The 18047-nt window shown below is 57.9% G+C and carries 17 protein-coding genes and 1 tRNA gene; 10 read left to right on the top strand and 8 right to left on the bottom strand.

The features are described from left to right. Window positions 1-19: 19 nt before the first annotated feature. The 5 genes from hemC (at window position 20) to F0155_RS08680 (ending at window position 5860) form a co-directional block, all read left to right on the top strand. Window positions 20-943 (top strand): hydroxymethylbilane synthase, encoded by a 924-nt coding sequence (hemC, locus tag F0155_RS08700; RefSeq protein ID WP_150524107.1) that lies wholly within the window; start codon window positions 20-22, stop codon window positions 941-943. An 8-nt stretch (window positions 944-951) separates the two neighbouring features. Continuing rightward, window positions 952-1659, top strand: coding sequence for a uroporphyrinogen-III synthase (locus F0155_RS08695; protein WP_161599781.1), 708 nt, complete (start codon window positions 952-954; stop codon window positions 1657-1659). Between the two features lie 113 nt (window positions 1660-1772). Beyond that, window positions 1773-3623 (top strand): hypothetical protein, encoded by a 1851-nt coding sequence (locus tag F0155_RS08690; RefSeq protein WP_208999195.1) that lies wholly within the window; start codon window positions 1773-1775, stop codon window positions 3621-3623. Between the two features lie 91 nt (window positions 3624-3714). Next, window positions 3715-5619, top strand: a complete 1905-nt coding sequence (locus tag F0155_RS08685; protein WP_150524105.1) for a heme biosynthesis protein HemY — start codon at window positions 3715-3717, stop codon at window positions 5617-5619. A 165-nt stretch (window positions 5620-5784) separates the two neighbouring features. Continuing rightward, window positions 5785-5860 (top strand) — tRNA-Thr (locus F0155_RS08680). Between the two features lie 158 nt (window positions 5861-6018). On the opposite strand, the gene F0155_RS08675 is transcribed toward F0155_RS08680, so the two are convergent. Further along, window positions 6019-7020 carry a PQQ-dependent catabolism-associated beta-propeller protein gene (locus F0155_RS08675; protein WP_150524104.1) on the bottom strand — a complete coding sequence of 334 codons (1002 nt, stop codon included), beginning with the start codon at window positions 7018-7020 and terminating at the stop codon, window positions 6019-6021. Between the two features lie 9 nt (window positions 7021-7029). Beyond that, on the bottom strand, window positions 7030-8250 hold the full coding sequence (locus F0155_RS08670) for an ABC transporter substrate-binding protein (RefSeq protein ID WP_150524103.1): 1221 nt from the start codon (window positions 8248-8250) through the stop codon (window positions 7030-7032). 113 nt (window positions 8251-8363) lie between these two features. On the opposite strand from F0155_RS08670, the gene F0155_RS08665 reads away from it, so the two are divergent. Genes F0155_RS08665 through F0155_RS08650 form a run of 4 tightly spaced genes read left to right on the top strand, consistent with a single transcriptional unit; the run spans window position 8364 to window position 11196 of the window. Then, window positions 8364-8870 (top strand): DUF3280 domain-containing protein, encoded by a 507-nt coding sequence (locus F0155_RS08665; RefSeq protein WP_150524102.1) that lies wholly within the window; start codon window positions 8364-8366, stop codon window positions 8868-8870. A 1-nt stretch (window position 8871) separates the two neighbouring features. Next, window positions 8872-9417: an SRPBCC family protein gene (locus F0155_RS08660; protein ID WP_150524101.1), complete on the top strand. Its 546-nt coding sequence runs from the start codon at window positions 8872-8874 to the stop codon at window positions 9415-9417. After that, complete coding sequence (locus F0155_RS08655; protein WP_150524100.1) at window positions 9386-10381, top strand: YncE family protein; 996 nt, start codon at window positions 9386-9388, stop codon at window positions 10379-10381. The genes F0155_RS08660 and F0155_RS08655 overlap by 32 nt, the downstream gene beginning before the upstream one ends. Further along, complete coding sequence (locus F0155_RS08650) at window positions 10366-11196, top strand: quinoprotein dehydrogenase-associated SoxYZ-like carrier (RefSeq protein ID WP_208999194.1); 831 nt, start codon at window positions 10366-10368, stop codon at window positions 11194-11196. The genes F0155_RS08655 and F0155_RS08650 overlap by 16 nt, the downstream gene beginning before the upstream one ends. 3 nt (window positions 11197-11199) lie before the next feature. On the opposite strand, the gene F0155_RS08645 is transcribed toward F0155_RS08650, so the two are convergent. From F0155_RS08645 to F0155_RS08620, 6 genes are all read right to left on the bottom strand, one after another. After that, window positions 11200-11781: a PQQ-dependent catabolism-associated CXXCW motif protein gene (locus F0155_RS08645; protein ID WP_150524099.1), complete on the bottom strand. Its 582-nt coding sequence runs from the start codon at window positions 11779-11781 to the stop codon at window positions 11200-11202. 4 nt (window positions 11782-11785) lie between these two features. Further along, window positions 11786-12613 carry a substrate-binding domain-containing protein gene (locus F0155_RS08640; RefSeq protein ID WP_244303497.1) on the bottom strand — a complete coding sequence of 276 codons (828 nt, stop codon included), beginning with the start codon at window positions 12611-12613 and terminating at the stop codon, window positions 11786-11788. Between the two features lie 16 nt (window positions 12614-12629). Further along, window positions 12630-13163, bottom strand: a complete 534-nt coding sequence (locus F0155_RS08635; protein WP_150524098.1) for a c-type cytochrome, methanol metabolism-related — start codon at window positions 13161-13163, stop codon at window positions 12630-12632. 98 nt (window positions 13164-13261) lie between these two features. Continuing rightward, window positions 13262-15061, bottom strand: coding sequence for a lanthanide-dependent methanol dehydrogenase XoxF5 (gene xoxF5 / locus F0155_RS08630; RefSeq protein WP_150524097.1), 1800 nt, complete (start codon window positions 15059-15061; stop codon window positions 13262-13264). A gap of 197 nt (window positions 15062-15258) precedes the next feature. Further along, window positions 15259-16116: an S-formylglutathione hydrolase gene (fghA, locus tag F0155_RS08625; protein WP_150524096.1), complete on the bottom strand. Its 858-nt coding sequence runs from the start codon at window positions 16114-16116 to the stop codon at window positions 15259-15261. An 11-nt stretch (window positions 16117-16127) separates the two neighbouring features. Beyond that, on the bottom strand, window positions 16128-17240 hold the full coding sequence (locus F0155_RS08620; RefSeq protein ID WP_150524095.1) for an S-(hydroxymethyl)glutathione dehydrogenase/class III alcohol dehydrogenase: 1113 nt from the start codon (window positions 17238-17240) through the stop codon (window positions 16128-16130). A gap of 171 nt (window positions 17241-17411) precedes the next feature. On the opposite strand from F0155_RS08620, the gene F0155_RS08615 reads away from it, so the two are divergent. Beyond that, a complete protein-coding gene (locus F0155_RS08615; RefSeq protein WP_150524094.1) occupies window positions 17412-18047 on the top strand; it encodes a hypothetical protein in 636 nt (211 codons plus the stop codon).

Here is an 18047-nt window from a genome sequence, read left to right as displayed (position 1 = left end):
AGCATCGGGATCAGATACCTTGCAATCAACTCTTTTGCGAATCGGAACACGTGGCAGCCAGCTTGCATTAGCGCAGGCTCACGAAACCAGAGCCCGGCTGATGGCGGCTCACGGCCTGCCAGAGGACGCTTTCGAGATTCTCGTGATCAAGACGTCCGGGGATCAGATCCAGGATCGTCCTCTGTCGGAAGTGGGTGGCAAGGGGCTTTTCACCAAGGAAATCGAGGACGCACTTCTTGGCGGGGCCATTGATCTGGCTGTGCATTCGTCAAAGGACATGCCGACCGTTTTGCCGGAAGGGCTTGGGATCACGGCCTTCCTGCCGCGCGAGGATGTGCGGGATGCTTTCATATCACCCAAGGCGAAAACCTTGCAGGATCTACCGCATGGTGCGGTTGTAGGCTCCAGCTCGCTGCGTCGTCAGGCCATGATCAAACGCTTGCGCCCCGATCTGGAAGTGGTGATGTATCGCGGGAACCTGCAGACCCGGTTGCGCAAGCTGGAAGAAGGTCAGGTCGATGCCACGCTGTTGGCTCACGCCGGGTTGAAGCGTCTTGGCCTTGGCGACGTTGTGACAAGCGTCATTGAGACGTCCGACTTCATTCCCGCTGTTGGTCAGGGGGCGATTTGCATTGAGAGTCGACTGGATGATGATGCGACCATGAAACTGCTGAGCGCCATAGATGATCGCGAGACAAAACTGCGTCTGGACGCTGAACGCGCATTTTTGGGAGTCCTGGATGGGTCCTGCCGCACGCCAATCGGTGGTCTTGCCACGCTCGATGGTGAGACGATAACGTTCAGGGGCATTATCCTGAAACCGGATGGGTCCGTGTTCCACGAAATCGAGCGCTCCGGTCCTGCCTCGGACGCCGAATCGCTGGGTCGGTCGGCAGGTGAAGAGTTGAAAGAGACAGCCGGTCCGAATTTCCTCGACGCATAGGGGCAAACTTGCGCTTTCTGGTCACACGCCCTCAGCCTGATTGTCACCGAACTGCGGAAAGGATCCGCAAGCTCGGACATGAAGCGATTGAGGAGCCGATGCTTGTCGTGCGTGAGACCTTGGGAAATGCCCTTCCGGAGGGGCTGTTCGCCGGGTTGGTGGTTACAAGTGGTCGAGTGGCAGAACTTCTCAAAAACCACCCGCAGTCTGCTCCGTTGAAATCCCTGCCGGTCTATGCGGTCGGAAATCGCAGTGCGGAGCTGATGCGTGTAGCGGGATGGGAGGATGTCAGGTCGGCAAACGGCAGTTCTCGAGATCTTGTTGATTTAATTCTTGCAGCTTCCCCGTCAGCTCCGCTGCTCTATCCGGCTGCGCGCGACCGCGCCGTCGATCTGGAATCGTCTTTGCAGGAGCGTGGGATTTCGTGCGTATTGGTTGAGGCCTACGCGATGGAGCAGGTCGCTGCTCTGTCTGAAAGCGCAGCAGGAAATTTGGCGGCCGGGTATTATGATGGCGTCCTGATTTATTCCCGGCGGACGGCTGAGGCCTTTTTGCACGCGTTACAGGTTCTTGATCCGGAGGGTGCATTGCCGCTTCATAAAGTGTTTGCAATCTCAAAACTGGCCGGAAAACCGCTGGAAAATCGGGCTTGTGTTTACGCAGCGGCGTACCCAACTGAAGAAGCGTTGCTCAATCTCGCCTTAAATCGGGTTTAACCGATGGAGGCGGGTCTTCTTGCCGCAGCGCATAAAAGAATTTGCAACAACAGTTTCGCTTGGTAAGCGGATGTATATAGTGGCCCTTGGCGGTTCTGCTCGGAGGAATAAAGGTGACATCGGATAAAGACACTTCGAAAAAACCGGGATCATCCACGGGATCGGAGTCAAACAAGCCCTCAGGCTCTGAAAAAGAGACTGTTTCTGCGGCTAACCCGACGTCTGTGACAGGCAGTGGCAGCAAGAAGCGGCCGGTTACGATTGATTTGAAACCGGAGAAGGTTGAGGCGAAGGAGCCGGAGACGAAAACCGGTGCGGGGGCCACGGCGTCTGCGAGCGATGCCAAGGCCGTCGACGGAAAGGGTTCCTACATCAAGGCCGCCGAGACGAAAGCGGCAGCCTCCTCCTCTGCAAGTTCTGCTGCATCTGCAAGCGCAACGACCGCCAAGGCTGAAGATGCCAAAGCCGATGCATCAAAGGCGGAAGAGAAAAAGCCGGAGCCTGCAAAGGCAGATGCGTCCAAGCAAGACCCGGCAAAGACCGCACCTTCCAAAACTGAACCGGCGACCAATTTTTCCGGAAAGCCGGAGATACAGCGCTCGGGCGCCGGTATCGGCGGATTGCTGGCTGCAGCTGTTGTCGGCGGATGCGTTTCGCTCGGCGGGGCTTATCTCCTGATCTCCAATGGCATGCTGCCGCTTCAGGCTGGCGCTGCGCAGGAAGAGGCTGAAGGTCCGGGCGAGGCGGAAAAACTGATCGCGGATCTTCAGGCGCAGGTGGACGAGTTGTCCCAGACCGTTCGTGACAGCGACCCTTCGCTCCTGGTTTCCGGGCTGAACAAGCGCCTCGCCGAGCTGGAAACGGCAGCCAAGGATACCGTTCAACAGACGGCAGAAGGTTTTGGTCCGGCACTGGATGAGGTTCGCTCCTCGCTTGAAGCCTTGCAAAAGGAAGTGAAAGAGCGCGGTGCGGTTGTTGTCGACAATGCCGGAAACGCCATCGACACGACGATCCTCCAGCCGCTGGAAGAACAACTCAAATCCTTGTCTGGCACCGTTGACGAGCTGCTCGGCAAGTCGGAAGAAACATCAGGCAGCGCGGGAGAGCTGAAGGTCGAGATTGGTACGGTCAGCGAGAGCCTTGCTGCGTTGAAATCCGATCTTGATGGCGTTGGCACCAAGATTGCCGACCTCACCAGCCGCCTGCAGAATGCCGAAGCCACCGCCAAGGCAGCGCAAACGGCGGTGTCTACGTCCGATGTTTCCCTGAAAACCTTGTCCGATACACAGGCCCGCGCCAGCGAAGCCTTGAGTGGCCTGTCAGCCGATATCAATCGACTGAGCGCAGCCGATGAGGCGGTTCAGGAGGAATTGAAGGCGGAACTCGCCACATTGTCCTCCCGCCTTGCTGCAGTTGAAGCGACAATGGGGGATGCGACGGCTCGCGAACTGGCCGCCCGTGCGCTTTCAGTTTCCGCTCTCAAGTCCGCCGTTGATTCCGGCCGTCCCTATGTGACCGAACTGGCTGCCGTGAAGGCGGGTCTTTCCGAAGACACGGACCTTGCGGCCCTCGAAGCACATGCAAGTTCCGGCGTGGCGCCTGTTTCCGTCCTGATTGCCGAATTCCCGGCGGTCGCCCGCGAAATTCATGGAACCTTCGCAAAGGCCAACCCGTCTGACGACGTTGTCGACAGCCTTTTGTCGAGCGCCTTGTCCATCGTGTCGGTGCGGGGGCCGGGGGATGCAGATGGAACTGGCCCGGATGCCGTCCTTCGCCGCATGGAAAATGCTGTTGCCAAGGGTAACCTTTCCGATGCGATTGCTGCTTATCCTGACTTGCCGGAAGCCGCCAAGGCGGCAGGTGAGGCCTGGATCGAGCGCGCAAAGGCCCGCGTGCAGATCGAGGAGTTGACCGACAAGGCATCACAGGATGTTCTGGCGGGGCTGGCTCGCAAGGGCAGCTGAACGGCAGCAGAACACTGGCCCGGGTTCGCCCGGGCCATGGGGATACCACAAGACCGGCAATAGGCCGGCATGATTTGGGGGAGCGACTGGCATGATCCGCGTCCTAGTATTTTTTGCCCTCCTGTTTGCGGTGGCACTTGGGGCTGCCTGGATGGCAGACTTGCCGGGGGTCATCTCCATCAGCTGGCAGGGCTATGTCTGGGAGAAGCCTCCGGTGGTTGTCGCCGTTGTGCTAGGCATTCTTCTGGTCGCCTTCCTGTTCGTGGTCTGGTTGATCCGGGCTATTTTGAACTCTCCGAAGATTGCCACCCGCTTCTTCCGTCAGCGCCGCAAGGACAAGGGGTATCAGGCCCTCTCGCAAGGCTTGATCGCGCTTGGAACTGGCAATGCAAAGCTGGCCCGCCGTCATGGTCTTGATGCCGAAAAGCTGTTGAAGGATGAGCCGGCGGCAAAGCTGCTTCTGGCCCAGACCGCCCAGCTTGCAGGCCGTGATGACGAGGCCCGTCAGCGGTTCGAAGACATGCTCTCCGATCCCCAGACCAAGGCACTTGGCTTGCATGGCCTGTTTGTGGAAGCGGAAAAGCAGGGTGAGCCCGTGGCTGCGCGGCATTATGCCGAGGAAGCTGCGAACCTCGTTCCCGGACTGGAATGGGCCGGAAAGGCTGTACTCGGTTATCAGGCCGTTGCAAGCGATTGGGAAAAGGCGCTGCAGTCGCTTGAGCGGAACTATTCCGCCAAGATGATCGACAAGAAGACCTATCGACGCCAGCGGGCCGTGCTCCTCACCGCACTGGCAGAGGATCTGGAGGATCGCGATCCCGAAAAGGCCTTTGTGTCGGCCAAGGACGCACATGGTCTGGCTCAGGATCTTGTTCCGGCGTCAATTATTGCAGCGCGCCTTGCAACACGGCGCGGCGATATTCGCAAGGCCTCCAAGGTTCTGGAAACCACCTGGCGTCTTGCACCGCATCCGGATCTGGCAGACGCCTATGCCCATGTGCGGTCCGGTGATTCTGCCGTTGATCGCCTGAAGCGCGTGAAGGCGCTGGCTGGTCAGCGGACCAATACAGCTGTTGGCGCTCTGGCCATTGCCCGCGCAGCGATGGAGGCGCGCGAGTTTGAGGAAGCACGCGAGCAGATGAAAAAGGTTCTGCGGTCGGACCCGACCCGTGGCGCCTTCATGATGATGGCTGAGTTGGAAGAGCTGGAACATGGTGACCGTGGTCGCATGCGCGAATGGCTGTCCAAGGCCGTTAACGCGCCGCTCGACAAGGCATGGATCGCCGACGGGGTCGTCTCCAATGACTGGATGGCCGTTTCCCCGGTCAGCGGACGTCTCGATGCCTTTGAATGGGCAACGCCGAACGGTATCGAGCGCGAAGCACAGGTGATCGAGGACAGTCTGTTCGAAGCCCCGCAAGTGGCAGGACCCGTCACTCCTTTGGCAGATGTGGATGGTGACGATATCATCGATATCGAACCAAATACGACGCCCGAACCGGCTGGAGGCCCGTCGGCCACGGCGACTCCTGTTGCCGAAAAGCCCGAAGCAAAGGCCTTCGGACAGGCTGAAAAACCTGCTGCGCCCATGAAGGCTGAAAAACCATCCAAGCCTGCCGCTCCGATTCCAGCGGCACGCACGGGTGTTGAAGGAACCACTGACGACGCAGCCATTTCTCCCGCGTTGAGGGATTTGCCGGACACGCCGGATCAGGCCGCCAAAGCAGAAAAGGTAGCAGAGGCACCTCCCGCCAAACCCGAAGCCAAGCCTGCGGAGAAAGCTCCTGCTGAAGCGCCACCTTCTGCGGCAAAACCGGCAAGTGAATCTGCTGCATCGCCTGCAGAGAAGGTCGAAAAGCCGGAGTCCAAGGCTGCAGACGGCAAGGATCTGAAGAAGCCGATCGAGTTTGCTTTCAACCGGATGCCGGATGATCCGGGCCCGGATGAGGATGACGAGGAACCGGCCAAGGGCCCAAGGCCGCGCTTCTTCAATTGAGGGTGTGTCGCCTCATCACAAGTCAAATGCAGGTGCGTTGGAAACTCGGTTGAAAACGCACTTGCACTTTTTAGGGCGCTCCGTTATCAAGCGCCTGTTCCGTGATCCGGTTGATCCGCTCACGGGTTCCCGCGCGCAAGCCGCACGGGATGGGCGATGTCCCAAGCCGCTGTAGCTCAGATGGTAGAGCACGTCATTCGTAATGATGGGGTCGTAGGTTCGAGTCCTATCAGCGGCACCATTTCTTTGCGCTATCGGCCTTCGACCTACTTGAGCGCGGTTCTGGTCCTGGCTACCTTCTTTCACCTGCACCCTACTTCCGCAGATTTTCGTGTTCTGACAGCTCCGACTCCCTGAGCTACAAGCCTTTGCGTTGGGCCTTCAGAATGCGCGGCAGCCTCAATCCGGTGTAACCACAACGCCCCAGGGCTGTTGACCGACCTGGATTGACTTGATGGCTTCCTGGGCGGCGACGTCGATGACGGTAATGTCGTTGGAATTGCCGTTGGTGGTGAGCAGGTACTTTTCGTCCGGGGTGAATTCCAGCTGCCAGACGCGCTGGCCGACGAGGATGTATTTCTCCACTTCCCGGTTTGGAATGTTGATCACCGCGACGCGGTTTGCGGGGCCGAGCGCCACGAAAAGCCACTGGTTGTCCGAGGTGATGCGCATGCCGACCGGCTGGAGCCATTCCGCCTGAACGCCGGGAACCTCGAAACTGATCTTGCCTTCCAGAACCGGCCCGGTCTCGCCGCCGGCATTGATCACCGAAACCGTGCCGCCGATCTCTGAGCTGACGAAGAGGGTCTGCCCGTCATTGGTGTAGCGGGCATAGCGGGGGCGCTGGTCGACAAGGATGTTATGCTCGATCTTGTAGGTGTCGGTGCGGATGAAATGCGCCATGTTCGTCGTTTCGGACGTGTTGATGACGTATTTCTGGTCCGGGCTGACGGCCATGCCTTCTGGCTCAACGCCCACCGGAACCTCGGCGATGATGGTCTTTTTCAGGGTATCGACGACGGTGACAAGGTTGTCGTCTTCATTGGAGACGTAGAGCGTGTGCCCGTCGGGGCTGAGTACAAAAAGCTCCGGGTCGGGTCCGGAGGGCAGGGACCAAAGAAACTCATAGGTCGTCGTGTCGAACACCTTGATGCTGTCATCGTCAGAGGCGCAGACGTAAAGGTGTTTTCCGTCGGGGCTGACGCCTATGCCGCGCGGGCGGTTTCCGGCTTCAAACTCGGCAAGGGCTTCCCAGGTTTCGGTATCGACGACGGTCACCGTGTTGCCGCGCTCGTTGCTGACAAAGGCCTTGTTGGCAAGGGCAGGGCTGGTTGTTGCTAGACAGGTTGCGAGCAAAAGGCTGGTAGAGAACGTGCGCAGCTTTGCTGTTGGAAGACCCATGTCAGTCCCTCACTTGGTAAAGGCGGTGCATCCGGATTCCGGTTCGTCCAGACCCATGGAATCAAGCGGTGATCGGTGATGCAGGAAACCCTCCTGCGGGGAAACAGCGATGGTGATCTTGTTGTCGGTCAAAAGGATCGGCTGGCGCAGTTGTCCGTTCCAGCTCCGGAATGTCACCTTCTGACCCTTGAATGCGGCAAGTTCGAAGGCGTCGCTCAGGATATAGGCTTCCACTGTCTTTGCGTCCGCGGTTCCGGTGCGTGTCACGCCTTCACCAATCACCCGAACGGCCAGCCAGGCATTGTAGTCTTCAGCGCGAATGGGGCGACCGGACAGCTTTTCGAAGCGTCGCTGGAATTGGGTTGCGCCCCAGGCTTCGTGGGCTGCGTGAAAGGTAAGCGGTTGCAGGCCTGCAGATCCCGCCACGGGCCGCGCGTCCCATGTGTGATAGGGAAGGTAGAGGGCAAAGACATCGCTCTCGTCAGCGGCGATGACGACGTCATGTTCAGCTGCGTTCTGGGTAAAGATCGGCATCTGGCGTTGCACGAGAACATGGCCGCTGTCTGCCCGCCGCGAACCGCCAGTATCTTCATAGACGCGCTCTTCCACGATGCGTGCGCCAAACTTCTGGGCGGCCCGGCGGTAGGCCTCTGCCAGCTTTTGGTCGTCAGGATTGGAGCCTTCGATCAGAAACCAGCGTGTCCATTTCTTCCAGACAAGGTATTGAGCGATTGCATCGGCAAGCATGGCCCGGCTCGGCGCGATGTGAATAAGGTTGGCCCGGCATGCGGTCTGGCGAAGGTCGTTGTCGGGGGCGGCCGCATTGAAAACCAATGTGTCCGGTCCGACCGCATCCACGATCTTCAGCAAATCCTCCGCACGAGCCAGCACCACGAGAAACCGGATGCCTTCCTGAACCATGGCGCGGCCGGCTTCGACGGCCCCGTCGGGCGTGGTGGATTGTGTTTTGAGAGAATACTGGTGCCCCAGAAACGCGCCCGTCGTCAGATTGTCCTCGTTGCCGAGCGTTCCGCCAGCAAATCCGAGGTCATCAAAAAAACGATCGTAGCGTGAGATCGGGGCGATGGTGGTGTAATCAACCCGCAATATGCCTGTCTGAACATCCGCCGCCTGCACCGTGAGCGAACCATTTGCCAGCAGAAACAGCGATGCCAGGACAAGCAGAAGTGATTTTAATACTTCGCAAGCGCATCCCGCACCAGATTTCATCGCATGTTCCCTTACCAGATGCGTCCATATGATTTCATAGGACTTCTCTTGATAATAAAACCGATACTTTAGGATCCGTTGCGGTCAAGGGCAGGGCAAATAGGATTGCCTGCATGAGACTTCTTGCGTTCCTGTTTGCAATGATCGTCCTGCCTTCACTCGGCGGAGCGGCGGAGTTTGGGCCGGGCAGCAAGGTCGCCTATCTCGGACTGACTTTCCTCGATACATCGACGGAAGGTGCCTATAATGGCGCAAGGGCTGATGAAGCGGCTCGCCTCGACATGCTGGAGGCCCTCGTTGCCGAACGGTTCGTGAAGGAGGGAATAGTCCTTCTGGATCTGGGTCCGATTTCCCAAAAGCTGGAGAATACGGTCAATCCGGCCAATTGCTATGGCTGCGACGTTCGCATGGCCAAGGAATTGAACGCCGAGTTCGTCGTGGTCGGCATCGTTCAGAAAGTCTCGAACCTCATCCTCTCCATGAATCTGGTCATGCGTGATGTCGAAACGGGTGCGTTCGTTCTGGGGCGCTCCGTCGATATTCGCTCCAACACGGATGATTCATGGGCACGAGGCATGAACTACATCCTCAAAACCACGTTCTTCACGAAAGCGAACTGACATGGTGTTCAGAGTTCTTGTTTTTCTCGCGCTTCTTGGGCTGCCGCTCGTTTCGGCAACCAGTTCGCAAGCCCATGGGCCAACCCGGCAGAAAGTTACGGTGACGCGGGAAGTTGCTGCGAGCCCGGCGGATGTCTGGGCTGTTGTCGGTAATTTTCAGGACATGAGCTGGCATCCGGCAGTTTATTCGTCTACCGGCGAGGGCGGCAATGCGATTGACGCGACCAGAGTGCTCACACTCGGTGCTGAAGGCGGGTCGACGATTTCCGAGGTGCTCTACAAGTTCAGCGACGAGAAGATGAGCTATTCCTACCGCATCACAGAGGTGGATGTGGAGGTGCTGCCTGTCACGAACTACTCGTCTCACCTGACGGTAAAGCCGGGTGCAAACGGCGGCTCACTGGTGGAGTGGAAAGGGGCGTTTTACCGCGGCTTTCCTAACAATGACCCACCTGAACATCTCAATGACGAGGCTGCCGTGAAAGCGGTGACCGGCGTCTATGAAGCGGGGCTTGATGCTCTTGCGACCAAGTTTTCAGGCAACTAGTTTTGGTGCCATTCTTTCCGCACTGGTTCTGGTCGGCACACCTTGTGCGGCCGGAACATTTGCGTTTGTGACCAACCAGAACAGCTCCGACCTGAGTGTTCTGGATCTGGACAAGAGAACCGAACTCAAGCGCATCGATGTTCCCGGAAAACCGGCTGGCATTCATGTGAGCCCATTGCTGGATAGCTTTTATACGGTGAGCCCGGACAACATGACGGTTCGCAGGTTCTCGCTATCGAGTTGCAAGGTGCAGGCGGAAGCTGTCATGCCGGGCGGACCGACCGGAGTTGTCCTTGCGCAGACCACAGGTCAGCTTTTTGTGTCTGACTGGTACAATTCCAGGGTCTTTGTCCTGGATGCCGAAACCCTGAACTGGGTTGGTGAACTGGAGACGGGTGCCGCACCTGCGGGGCTTGCTGTTGCGGGTGACGACGAGTTTCTTGTTTCTGCAGATCGCGATGCAGATCAGGTTTCCGTCTTCTCTCTACCTGATCTCAAGCTGCTGCACCGGATCGACGTTGGCACTCGACCTTTCGGGGTTGCTGCAGGCCCGGACGGGTTTGTTCACGTCGCCAATGTGGGATCAGATGATGTCTATGTCGTCGATCCTGCGAGAGGTGTAGTCATCGCGATCATCGCCGTGGGCGCGCGGCCCTACGGGATTGGATTTGCCGCAGGGCAGGCGTTCACAACAGATCAGTATGCTGACACCGTAACCGTCTACACCCTGTCCGATTACCGGAAAATCGATACGGTCGATGTCGGTGAATACCCGGAAGGCATTGCCGGCGATCCGGATGGCAAGATGGTGGTTTCAACCAATTGGTTTTCCAACAGCATCAGCCTCATCGACCCTATCAGCCATGATGTTCTTGCAGAAGTGCCGACCGGAGACGGTCCGCGCGCTTTTGGCCAGTTTCTCTATTCGACAGTCGGGGATGTTCAGCCATGCCACGTTCAATGATGTTCATTTTTGCTGGCCTTTTGGGCGCATCGGGCTTTTTTCTGCCGAACGGTGGTCAAGCCGCTGAAAGCAGCTGGCCTGATCTTCGGTCCGAGCTTTATGGACAGCAGTATATCGGCGCTTCTCAGAAGGTGGTTTCGATCGACGCGCCTTACAGAACCGAGAACGATGCAAGGACGAAAATCTCGGTTGATGTTCGTGCTCCAGAGGGCCAGCAGCTGAAAAGGGTATCCCTGATTTTGGATGAGAACCCGATGCCGGTGTCGGCGCAGTTCGAGTTCGTTGAACCGGTGCCCGCGTTCAGCTTTGCCTCTACGATGCGGATCAATGGCCCGACTGGTGTTCATGCGGTTGCCGAAATGGAAAACGGCCAGCTCTTCATGGCGGAGGGATTTGTTAAGACGTCGGGGTTAGGTGCGTGTTCCGCCCCTCCCGGAACGGATCCGGAGGAGGCTCTTGCGACACTGGGTCAGATGGAAATGACACTGCGCCGCCTCGTTGACGTGAAGACTTTGCAACACTCTGCCGAAGCATCAGGCTCCGATACGGAGATCGATGTCGACATCAGTCATCCCAGCCATTCCGGAATGCAGATGGATCAGATCAGCCTGCTCTACATCCCTGCACGCTATGTCGATACGCTGGATATCGAGCTTAACGGCGCTCCCTATGCCAAGGTAACGGGAAGCATTTCCTTGAGCGAAAATCCGACGATTTCGTTTGCTGTTCCGGGCACAACGCGGCGCGCTAAGGCAAGACTTCAGGATACGGATGGAACCGTGTCTGAAGTCGAACGCCAGTTCGCGGATTATTGATCCTCAGTAGGGTTCCGGTTCAGGCTTCACCTCTTCGAGCGGATAGTCGTAGAATGTCCAGCCGTCGGTGCCTTCCGGATACCAGTAGACCGTCGTGTAGCCGTATTCGAGCGCGCGTTTGGCGGCATTCCAGGACATCCAGCATTCCTCGAGACAGAAGAAAAGGACCGGATGCTCCTTGTCATCGCCTGTTGCCTTTTTCAGTCCGTCCTTGAAGTATCCAGCCGTGATTTCTGCAATCTGCCCGTACCCGACATTTGGCAGCCAGAGGCTTCCGGGAATGGAGTGGCGCGGCTTTTCTCGCCAGATCGTGCCCTTGGGCAGGTTCTTCGGCTTTGGCGGTCGCGGCAACACGTCGATAAAGGCAGTCTTGCCTTCGCTCCAGAGCGCGTTTGCCTCTTCGCTGGAAACAACCGTGCCGCCCTTCAGGGTTTGTGGAACTTCACCCCGGTAAGGGTCTTCCCGATAGCCATCCGGCTCTGGGACCTGCGCCTTGAGCGAGTTGCCCCCAATACATGTGGCGGCGACCACAAAAAGGGTAACGAGAAACGGGGCGGACTTTGGATGAGTGCATGCCTTGGACATGATGTCAGCCGCCCGGTTGATACAGGGCGTCACCGGTATCATTCAGGAGCGGAACGCCTGCATCAATGAGAATGGCGTCGATCTCATCTTTATTTCGGCGGATGAGCGAGTTGAGCTTCCGTTTCCACGTGTTTTCTCCCTGCCTGACCCCCATGGTGATCCGGTAGAACAGGCGCGGCGGGAGCGTTTCCTTCAAGAGGGGAATGACCTTGAAATCCGGATAGTCCGCCTTTGCCAGCGGGCCGCCCAGGGGGCCCCACAGGATGGCGGCGTCGATTTCACCGGCTTTCAGATCTTTCAGCATGTCGACTGCCGGAGATTCAAAGCGGCGATCAACGACAAGGTGATAGGGCTTGGCCTTTCCGATCAGTCCATTGCGGGCCATGTGGGTTGCCGGCGGGGAGCCAGCAATGATCCCGATATGCTTGCCTTTCAGCTGCTGGTCCGACAAGGCCGTTACATCGGCAAGGTCTCCATCCTTCGGCACGATGATCGTGTAGCCGGAGGTCATGTAGTGATTGGTGTTGAGGACCAGTTCGTGACCTTGGGCGTATCCCATCACGATGTCGCACTTGTTGGCCTTCAGCGTGTTGCGGATGAAGCCGGTTGCCATGGGATACCAGGTGTAGCTGACCGGCAGGTCCAGTTTCGATGCAACAAGGTTCGCGAGCTTGTTCTCGTATCCGGCGCCGTCCATGGCGGACATCGGAAGATTGGCCGGATCTGCGCATACCCTCAGGGCGTTTTTCGAGACGAGGTCTGAGGTCTGGGCCTGCACGTTTGTGCCATACATGCCTAGAACGAAAGTCAGGGCCATAGCGGCCCAGACCATAACCTGCCGCAACAGGCTAGTTTGTGCCAAGGCAAGCATTTTCTTCTTCCCGGATGGCGTCAGTCTTCGCCTCCTTCTTGCGCGGACGACCGCGCGGGACTGCGTCTGTGCCACGTGCCTTCACGTAGACATAGATGTCGTTGAGGTAGCACATGACATTCGGGTTGTCGCCGAAGGCCGGCATGACGGAATTTTCTGCTGCGTTGATGCGCGTGCGTCCGTTGGTCACTACATCAATGAAGTCGTAGTAGTCCATTGTAAGCGCCGATTTCTTGAGCGCAGGGGCATAGGTGGACCCTTCGCCTTCCGGGCCATGACAGACGTGGCATTCGGAGTGATAGCGGCGGAAGCCGGAATAGGATGGCCAATCGATCGTGCCGTCTTCCTGTACCTTGTAGGTGGGAATGTCGTCGGCCGTAAAGTATTTGCCGTTTTCGGAATAAGCAGCTTCGATCAATGCAGGATCAACGGTGGATTCTGCGCCAGCCTGGCTGATATGGATGCCGCTCGTCACGAGGAATGCCGCGCAGAGTACTTTGAAATTACGCATTGTTTCTCCCTGGGAAGTTGCTTCGTCGGTCATTGTTCTTGCCGATCGTTTGGATGAACCGGCGCGCAGGCGCGCCGGTTCCTGTGAAGCAAACAGCCTTAGTTCGGCAGGCTGAAGACAGTCAGCTGACCACCGAGTGCGGTGTAGTCGCTGAGGGCGGCGTAACCACCCACGGCACCCAGACCGTCGTTCGGGTTTGTCAGGCCAGCTGCCAGACCGATACCGGCCCAACCGCCAACGCCCGAGAGCACTGCGACATACTGCTTGCCGCCATGAGCGTAGGTCATCACGTTGCCGATGATGCCGGACGGGGTCTTGAACTTGTAGAGTTCTTCACCCGTCGCCATGTTGACGGCCTTCAGGTAGCCTTCAAGCGTGCCGTAGAAGACGATGTCGCCAGCAGTTGCCAGAGCACCGGACCATACGGAGAACTGCTCCGGAATGGACCAGACGATTTCGCCCTTGATGTTGTCCCAGGCAATGAAGTTACCCATGCCGCCATGGCTGTTCGGAGCCGGGTACATGGACAGGGTCGCACCTACATAAGGCTGACCAGCCGTGTAGCTGACGCGGAACGGTTCGTAGTCCATGCAAACGTGGTTTGTCGGGACATAGAACAGGCCGGTTGTCGGCGAGTAGGCTGCAGGCTGCTGGTCCTTGGAACCAAGAGCCGCCGGGCAGATGCCGGTCGAGTTCACGTCTTCACCGTTATGTTCGGTGGAGTATTGTGCCACGACCTGCGGACGTCCGTACTGGTCGGAGTTCTTGTCCATTTCGACATGAGTTGCCCAGTTAACCGTCGGGTCATACTTTTCCGCGGTGATCAGCTCGCCAGATACGCGGTCTAGCGTGTAGCCGAAGCCGTTACGGTCGAAGTGGGTCAGGAGCTTGCGGGTCTTGCCGTCAATTTCCTGCTCCGTCAGGATCATTTCGTTGATCCCGTCGTAGTCCCATTCGTCGTGCGGGGTCATCTGGTAGAACCAGCGAGCCATGCCTGTGTCGGCATCACGGGCCATCACGGTCATGGACCAACGGTTGTCACCAGGACGCTGTGCCGGGTTCCATGTGGAAGGGTTGCCTGTTCCGTAATAGATCAGGTTTTCTTCCGCGTCATAGGAATACCAGCCCCAGGTGGTGCCGCCGCCGATCTTCCACTGGTCGCCTTCCCAGGTGTTGGTGCCTGAGTCAACGCCAACCGGCTTGCCGAGATGGGTGGTCTTTTCCGGGTCAACGAGGATGTCGCTGTCCGGACCCATGGAATAGGCACGCCATGCCTGAGAACCATCCTTGATGTTGTAGGCGGTTACCGAACCGCGAACACCGAACTCACCACCGGAGATACCGACAATGACCTTGTCGCCAACCGGCATGACGGTCGCCGTGTTGGTTTCGCCAATGCCCGGATCGCCATTCGTAACGCTCCAGACTTCAGCCCCGGTCTTTGCATCAAGTGCAACGACCTTGGTGTCTGCCTGGTGCAGCAAGATCTTGCCATCAGCATAGGCCACACCGCGGTTGACGGTGTCACAGCACATCACCGGAATGACGTTCGGGTCCTGCTTGGGCTCGTACTTCCAGATGATCTTGCCGTCGTTGTTCAGGTCGAGGGCATAAACGATGTTCGGGAACGGCGTGTGCACATACATCACGTCGCCCACCACCAGCGGAGACCCTTCGTGACCACGCAGAACACCGGTCGAGAAAGTCCAGGCTACCTGGAGGTTCTTCACGTTGTCCTTGTTGATCTGGTCAAGCTTGGAATAGCGCTGGTTCTTGTAGTCCCCAGTCTGGATAACCCACTGATTGGCGTCATCCATCATTGATTGCAGATTGGCATCGGCGTGCGCCAGGCCGGCGGTCAACGCGAAGGCCGAAGCTGCGATTAACAGTCTTCTCATGCTCTCCTCCTTAGCATGTTGCGACTAAGACAAACCTGGTCAGGTGTTTGTCCCCGAGCCTCCTCGCTCCGGGGTTCCCGGTCAGGTCACTAGCTTGAAGTTTTCTTCCTCCCCTTGGCTCCTTTGCTTTCTTGCTCGGGGCGGCAAACCCTTGGCCGCTCCCTGTGTGCGGGAGTGTTGCCACTTCCGCGCGCGGGTTAACCCGCGCTGTTTTCCGTTTCGCCGTAGTGGGCGTAGAGACGCTCTGCGTGCCATGCGACATGGTCACGGGCGAATGTGGAAACGAAGTAGTATGAGTGGTCGTAGCCCTTCTGCATGCGGAAGTCGCAGGCAGTGCGGGTTTCAGCCAGAGCGCTGGCCAAAGCTTCCGGTTTCAGCAGATCCAGAAACTGGTCGCTTCCACCCTGATCGATGAGGATGTCCCGCTTCCAGCCGCGTTCACGCAGCAGGATTGTGGAATCATGAGCTGCCCATGCAGCCTCGTCGTCCCCCAGATAGGCCCCAAGCTGCTTGCGCCCCCAGTCGCTTGCACTCGGGTTTGCAATCGGTGCAAAGGCCGACACCGAATGATAGCGGTCGGGATTGGACAGGGCGATCGTCAATGCGCCGTGTCCGCCCATGGAATGGCCGGTGATCCCGTGCTGTCCGGACAGAGGCAGGCGTTCGACCAGCAGGCCCCGAAGTTCGGTGACAACATAGTCATACATCCGAAAATGCGGTGCCCATGGAGACTTGGTTGAATTGACGTAGAAGCCCGCACCTTGCCCAAGGTCGTAGGCTTCGTCATTGGCAACGTTCTCGCCCCGCGGGCTGGTATCGGGAAACACCACTGCGAGACCAAACTCGGCGGCGTGGGCCTGAAGTCCGGCCTTCGTCATGGCGTTTTCGTGGGTGCAGGTCAGGCCCGACAGGTACCACAGGCACGGGACCGGCCCGTCTTCTGCCTGCGGCGGCATATAGACCGCAAAGGTCATGTCGCACGAACAGGCTTCCGACTTGTGGCGATAGACGGATTGCACGCCTTCAAAACACCGGTTTTCGGACAGGAGCTCCATCTCGCCCGTCCTCAATAAATGACGACGGATCGGATGGATTCGCCCGAATGCATGAGATCAAAAGCCTTGTTGATGTCCTCAAGAGGCATGGTGTGGGTGATCATCGGATCGATTTCGATCTTGCCCTGCATGTACCAGTCGACGATTTTCGGAACATCGGTTCGCCCACGCGCGCCGCCAAAGGCGGTGCCGCGCCAGGAGCGGCCGGTGACCAACTGGAACGGACGGGTCGAGATTTCAGCGCCCGCCGGAGCAACGCCGATGATGATGCTCTCGCCCCAGCCCTTGTGGGCTGCTTCAAGGGCGGTCCGCATGACATTCACATTGCCGGTCGCGTCGAACGTGTAGTCTGCGCCGCCCTTGGTCAGGTTCACCAGATGGGCAACGAGGTCGCCCTCAACCTCTTTCGGATTGACGAAGTCGGTCATGCCGAAGCGGGTCGCCATCTCCACCTTGGCCGGGTTCAGGTCAACGCCGACAATCTGGTCAGCGCCAGCAAGACGAAGGCCCTGAATGACGTTCAGGCCAATGCCGCCGAGTCCGAAAACAATGGCCCTTGAACCGATTTCGACCTTGGCCGTGTTGATCACGGCGCCAATGCCGGTGGTGACGCCGCAGCCGATGTAGCAAACCTTGTCGAACGGTGCGTCAGGGTTGATCTTGGCAAGGGCGATTTCCGGCACAACCGTGTGGTTGGCGAAGGTGGAGCAGCCCATATAGTGCAGGATCGGGTCACCATCGAGCGTGGTGAACCGGGACGAGCCGTCCGGCATCAGGCCCTGACCCTGTGTGGCGCGGATGCGCTGGCACAGGTTGGTCTTCGGATTGAGGCAGTATTCGCAGGTGCGGCACTCGGGCGTATAGAGCGGAATAACGTGATCGCCCGGCTTCAGTGTCGTAACACCGGGTCCCACTTCGACAACCACGCCGGCACCTTCATGGCCGAGAATGGCGGGGAACAATCCTTCCGGGTCAGCGCCGGAGAGCGTGAATTCGTCAGTGTGGCAGATGCCGGTAGCCTTCATTTCGACCAGCACTTCGAATGCCTTTGGGCCTTCAAGATTAACCTCCATGACTTCAAGAGGTTTTCCAGCTCCAACTGCTACTGCCGCTCTCGTACGCATAAAATACCTTCCCGTATTTCCCGATGCGAGTAATGCACCTCAGGTTCTTCTTGTGGCTTATACCGAACTATAAATTCAGGTCATACCCGAACAATCGAGACCTTAGTTTGTGTTTTTTGACGTGGACAAAACTGGCCTTATGATTACCCTTCCCCTAGGGAGGATAAGGTCATGAAGTCTCGTCATTTTTCGGCTCTGCTTGGTGTCGCAGCCATGGTTGGTGCGGCGGTTGGAGGAACTCCTGCGTTTGCGGCGGTTTTCAATGACCCGACTTGGCCTTGCGTGCAGAGGAAGGTGGAGAGCCTGTCTCTGGGTCTGATGTGGAGCAGCCCGGTTGAAAATGGTGGGTCAAAGGGTGTTGAACTTGGCCCGGAGACAGAAGGCCTTATTGAGCAACTTGCCTTGCGCCGACTGTCGCTGGAAGACGTAGAAGGTCTCGTTGCCGGGTTTGCAGCAGAGCATCCAGATTTAACCGAGGCCGTCTATGAACAGGTGTTCGAACGGATCTTCAACGAACTGGGCGCCAAGCGACACAAGATCATCAAGGGCATCGAACGATATTCCCTGAAGCAGATTGCCCTGGCAGAAAAGATCGATGGTATTCGCGCGGAAATGGACAAGCTCCTTTCCGACAGCGCGCCCGACTATGACAAGATCGACAAGCTGGAAGAACAGTTGGACTGGGAAGAGCGCATCTATCAGGAGCGGTCCCGGTCCTTGACGTATGTCTGCGAAACCCCGGTGCTCATTGAAAAGCGGCTCTACGGGATTGCCCAGATCCTGATGAAGGCAGGCGTACAGAAATAG

It is taken from the genome of Roseibium sediminis (assembly GCF_008711325.1).
Classification (GTDB): Bacteria; Pseudomonadota; Alphaproteobacteria; order Rhizobiales; family Stappiaceae; genus Roseibium; species Roseibium sediminis.
This window is presented reverse-complemented; position numbering and strand designations above follow the sequence as displayed.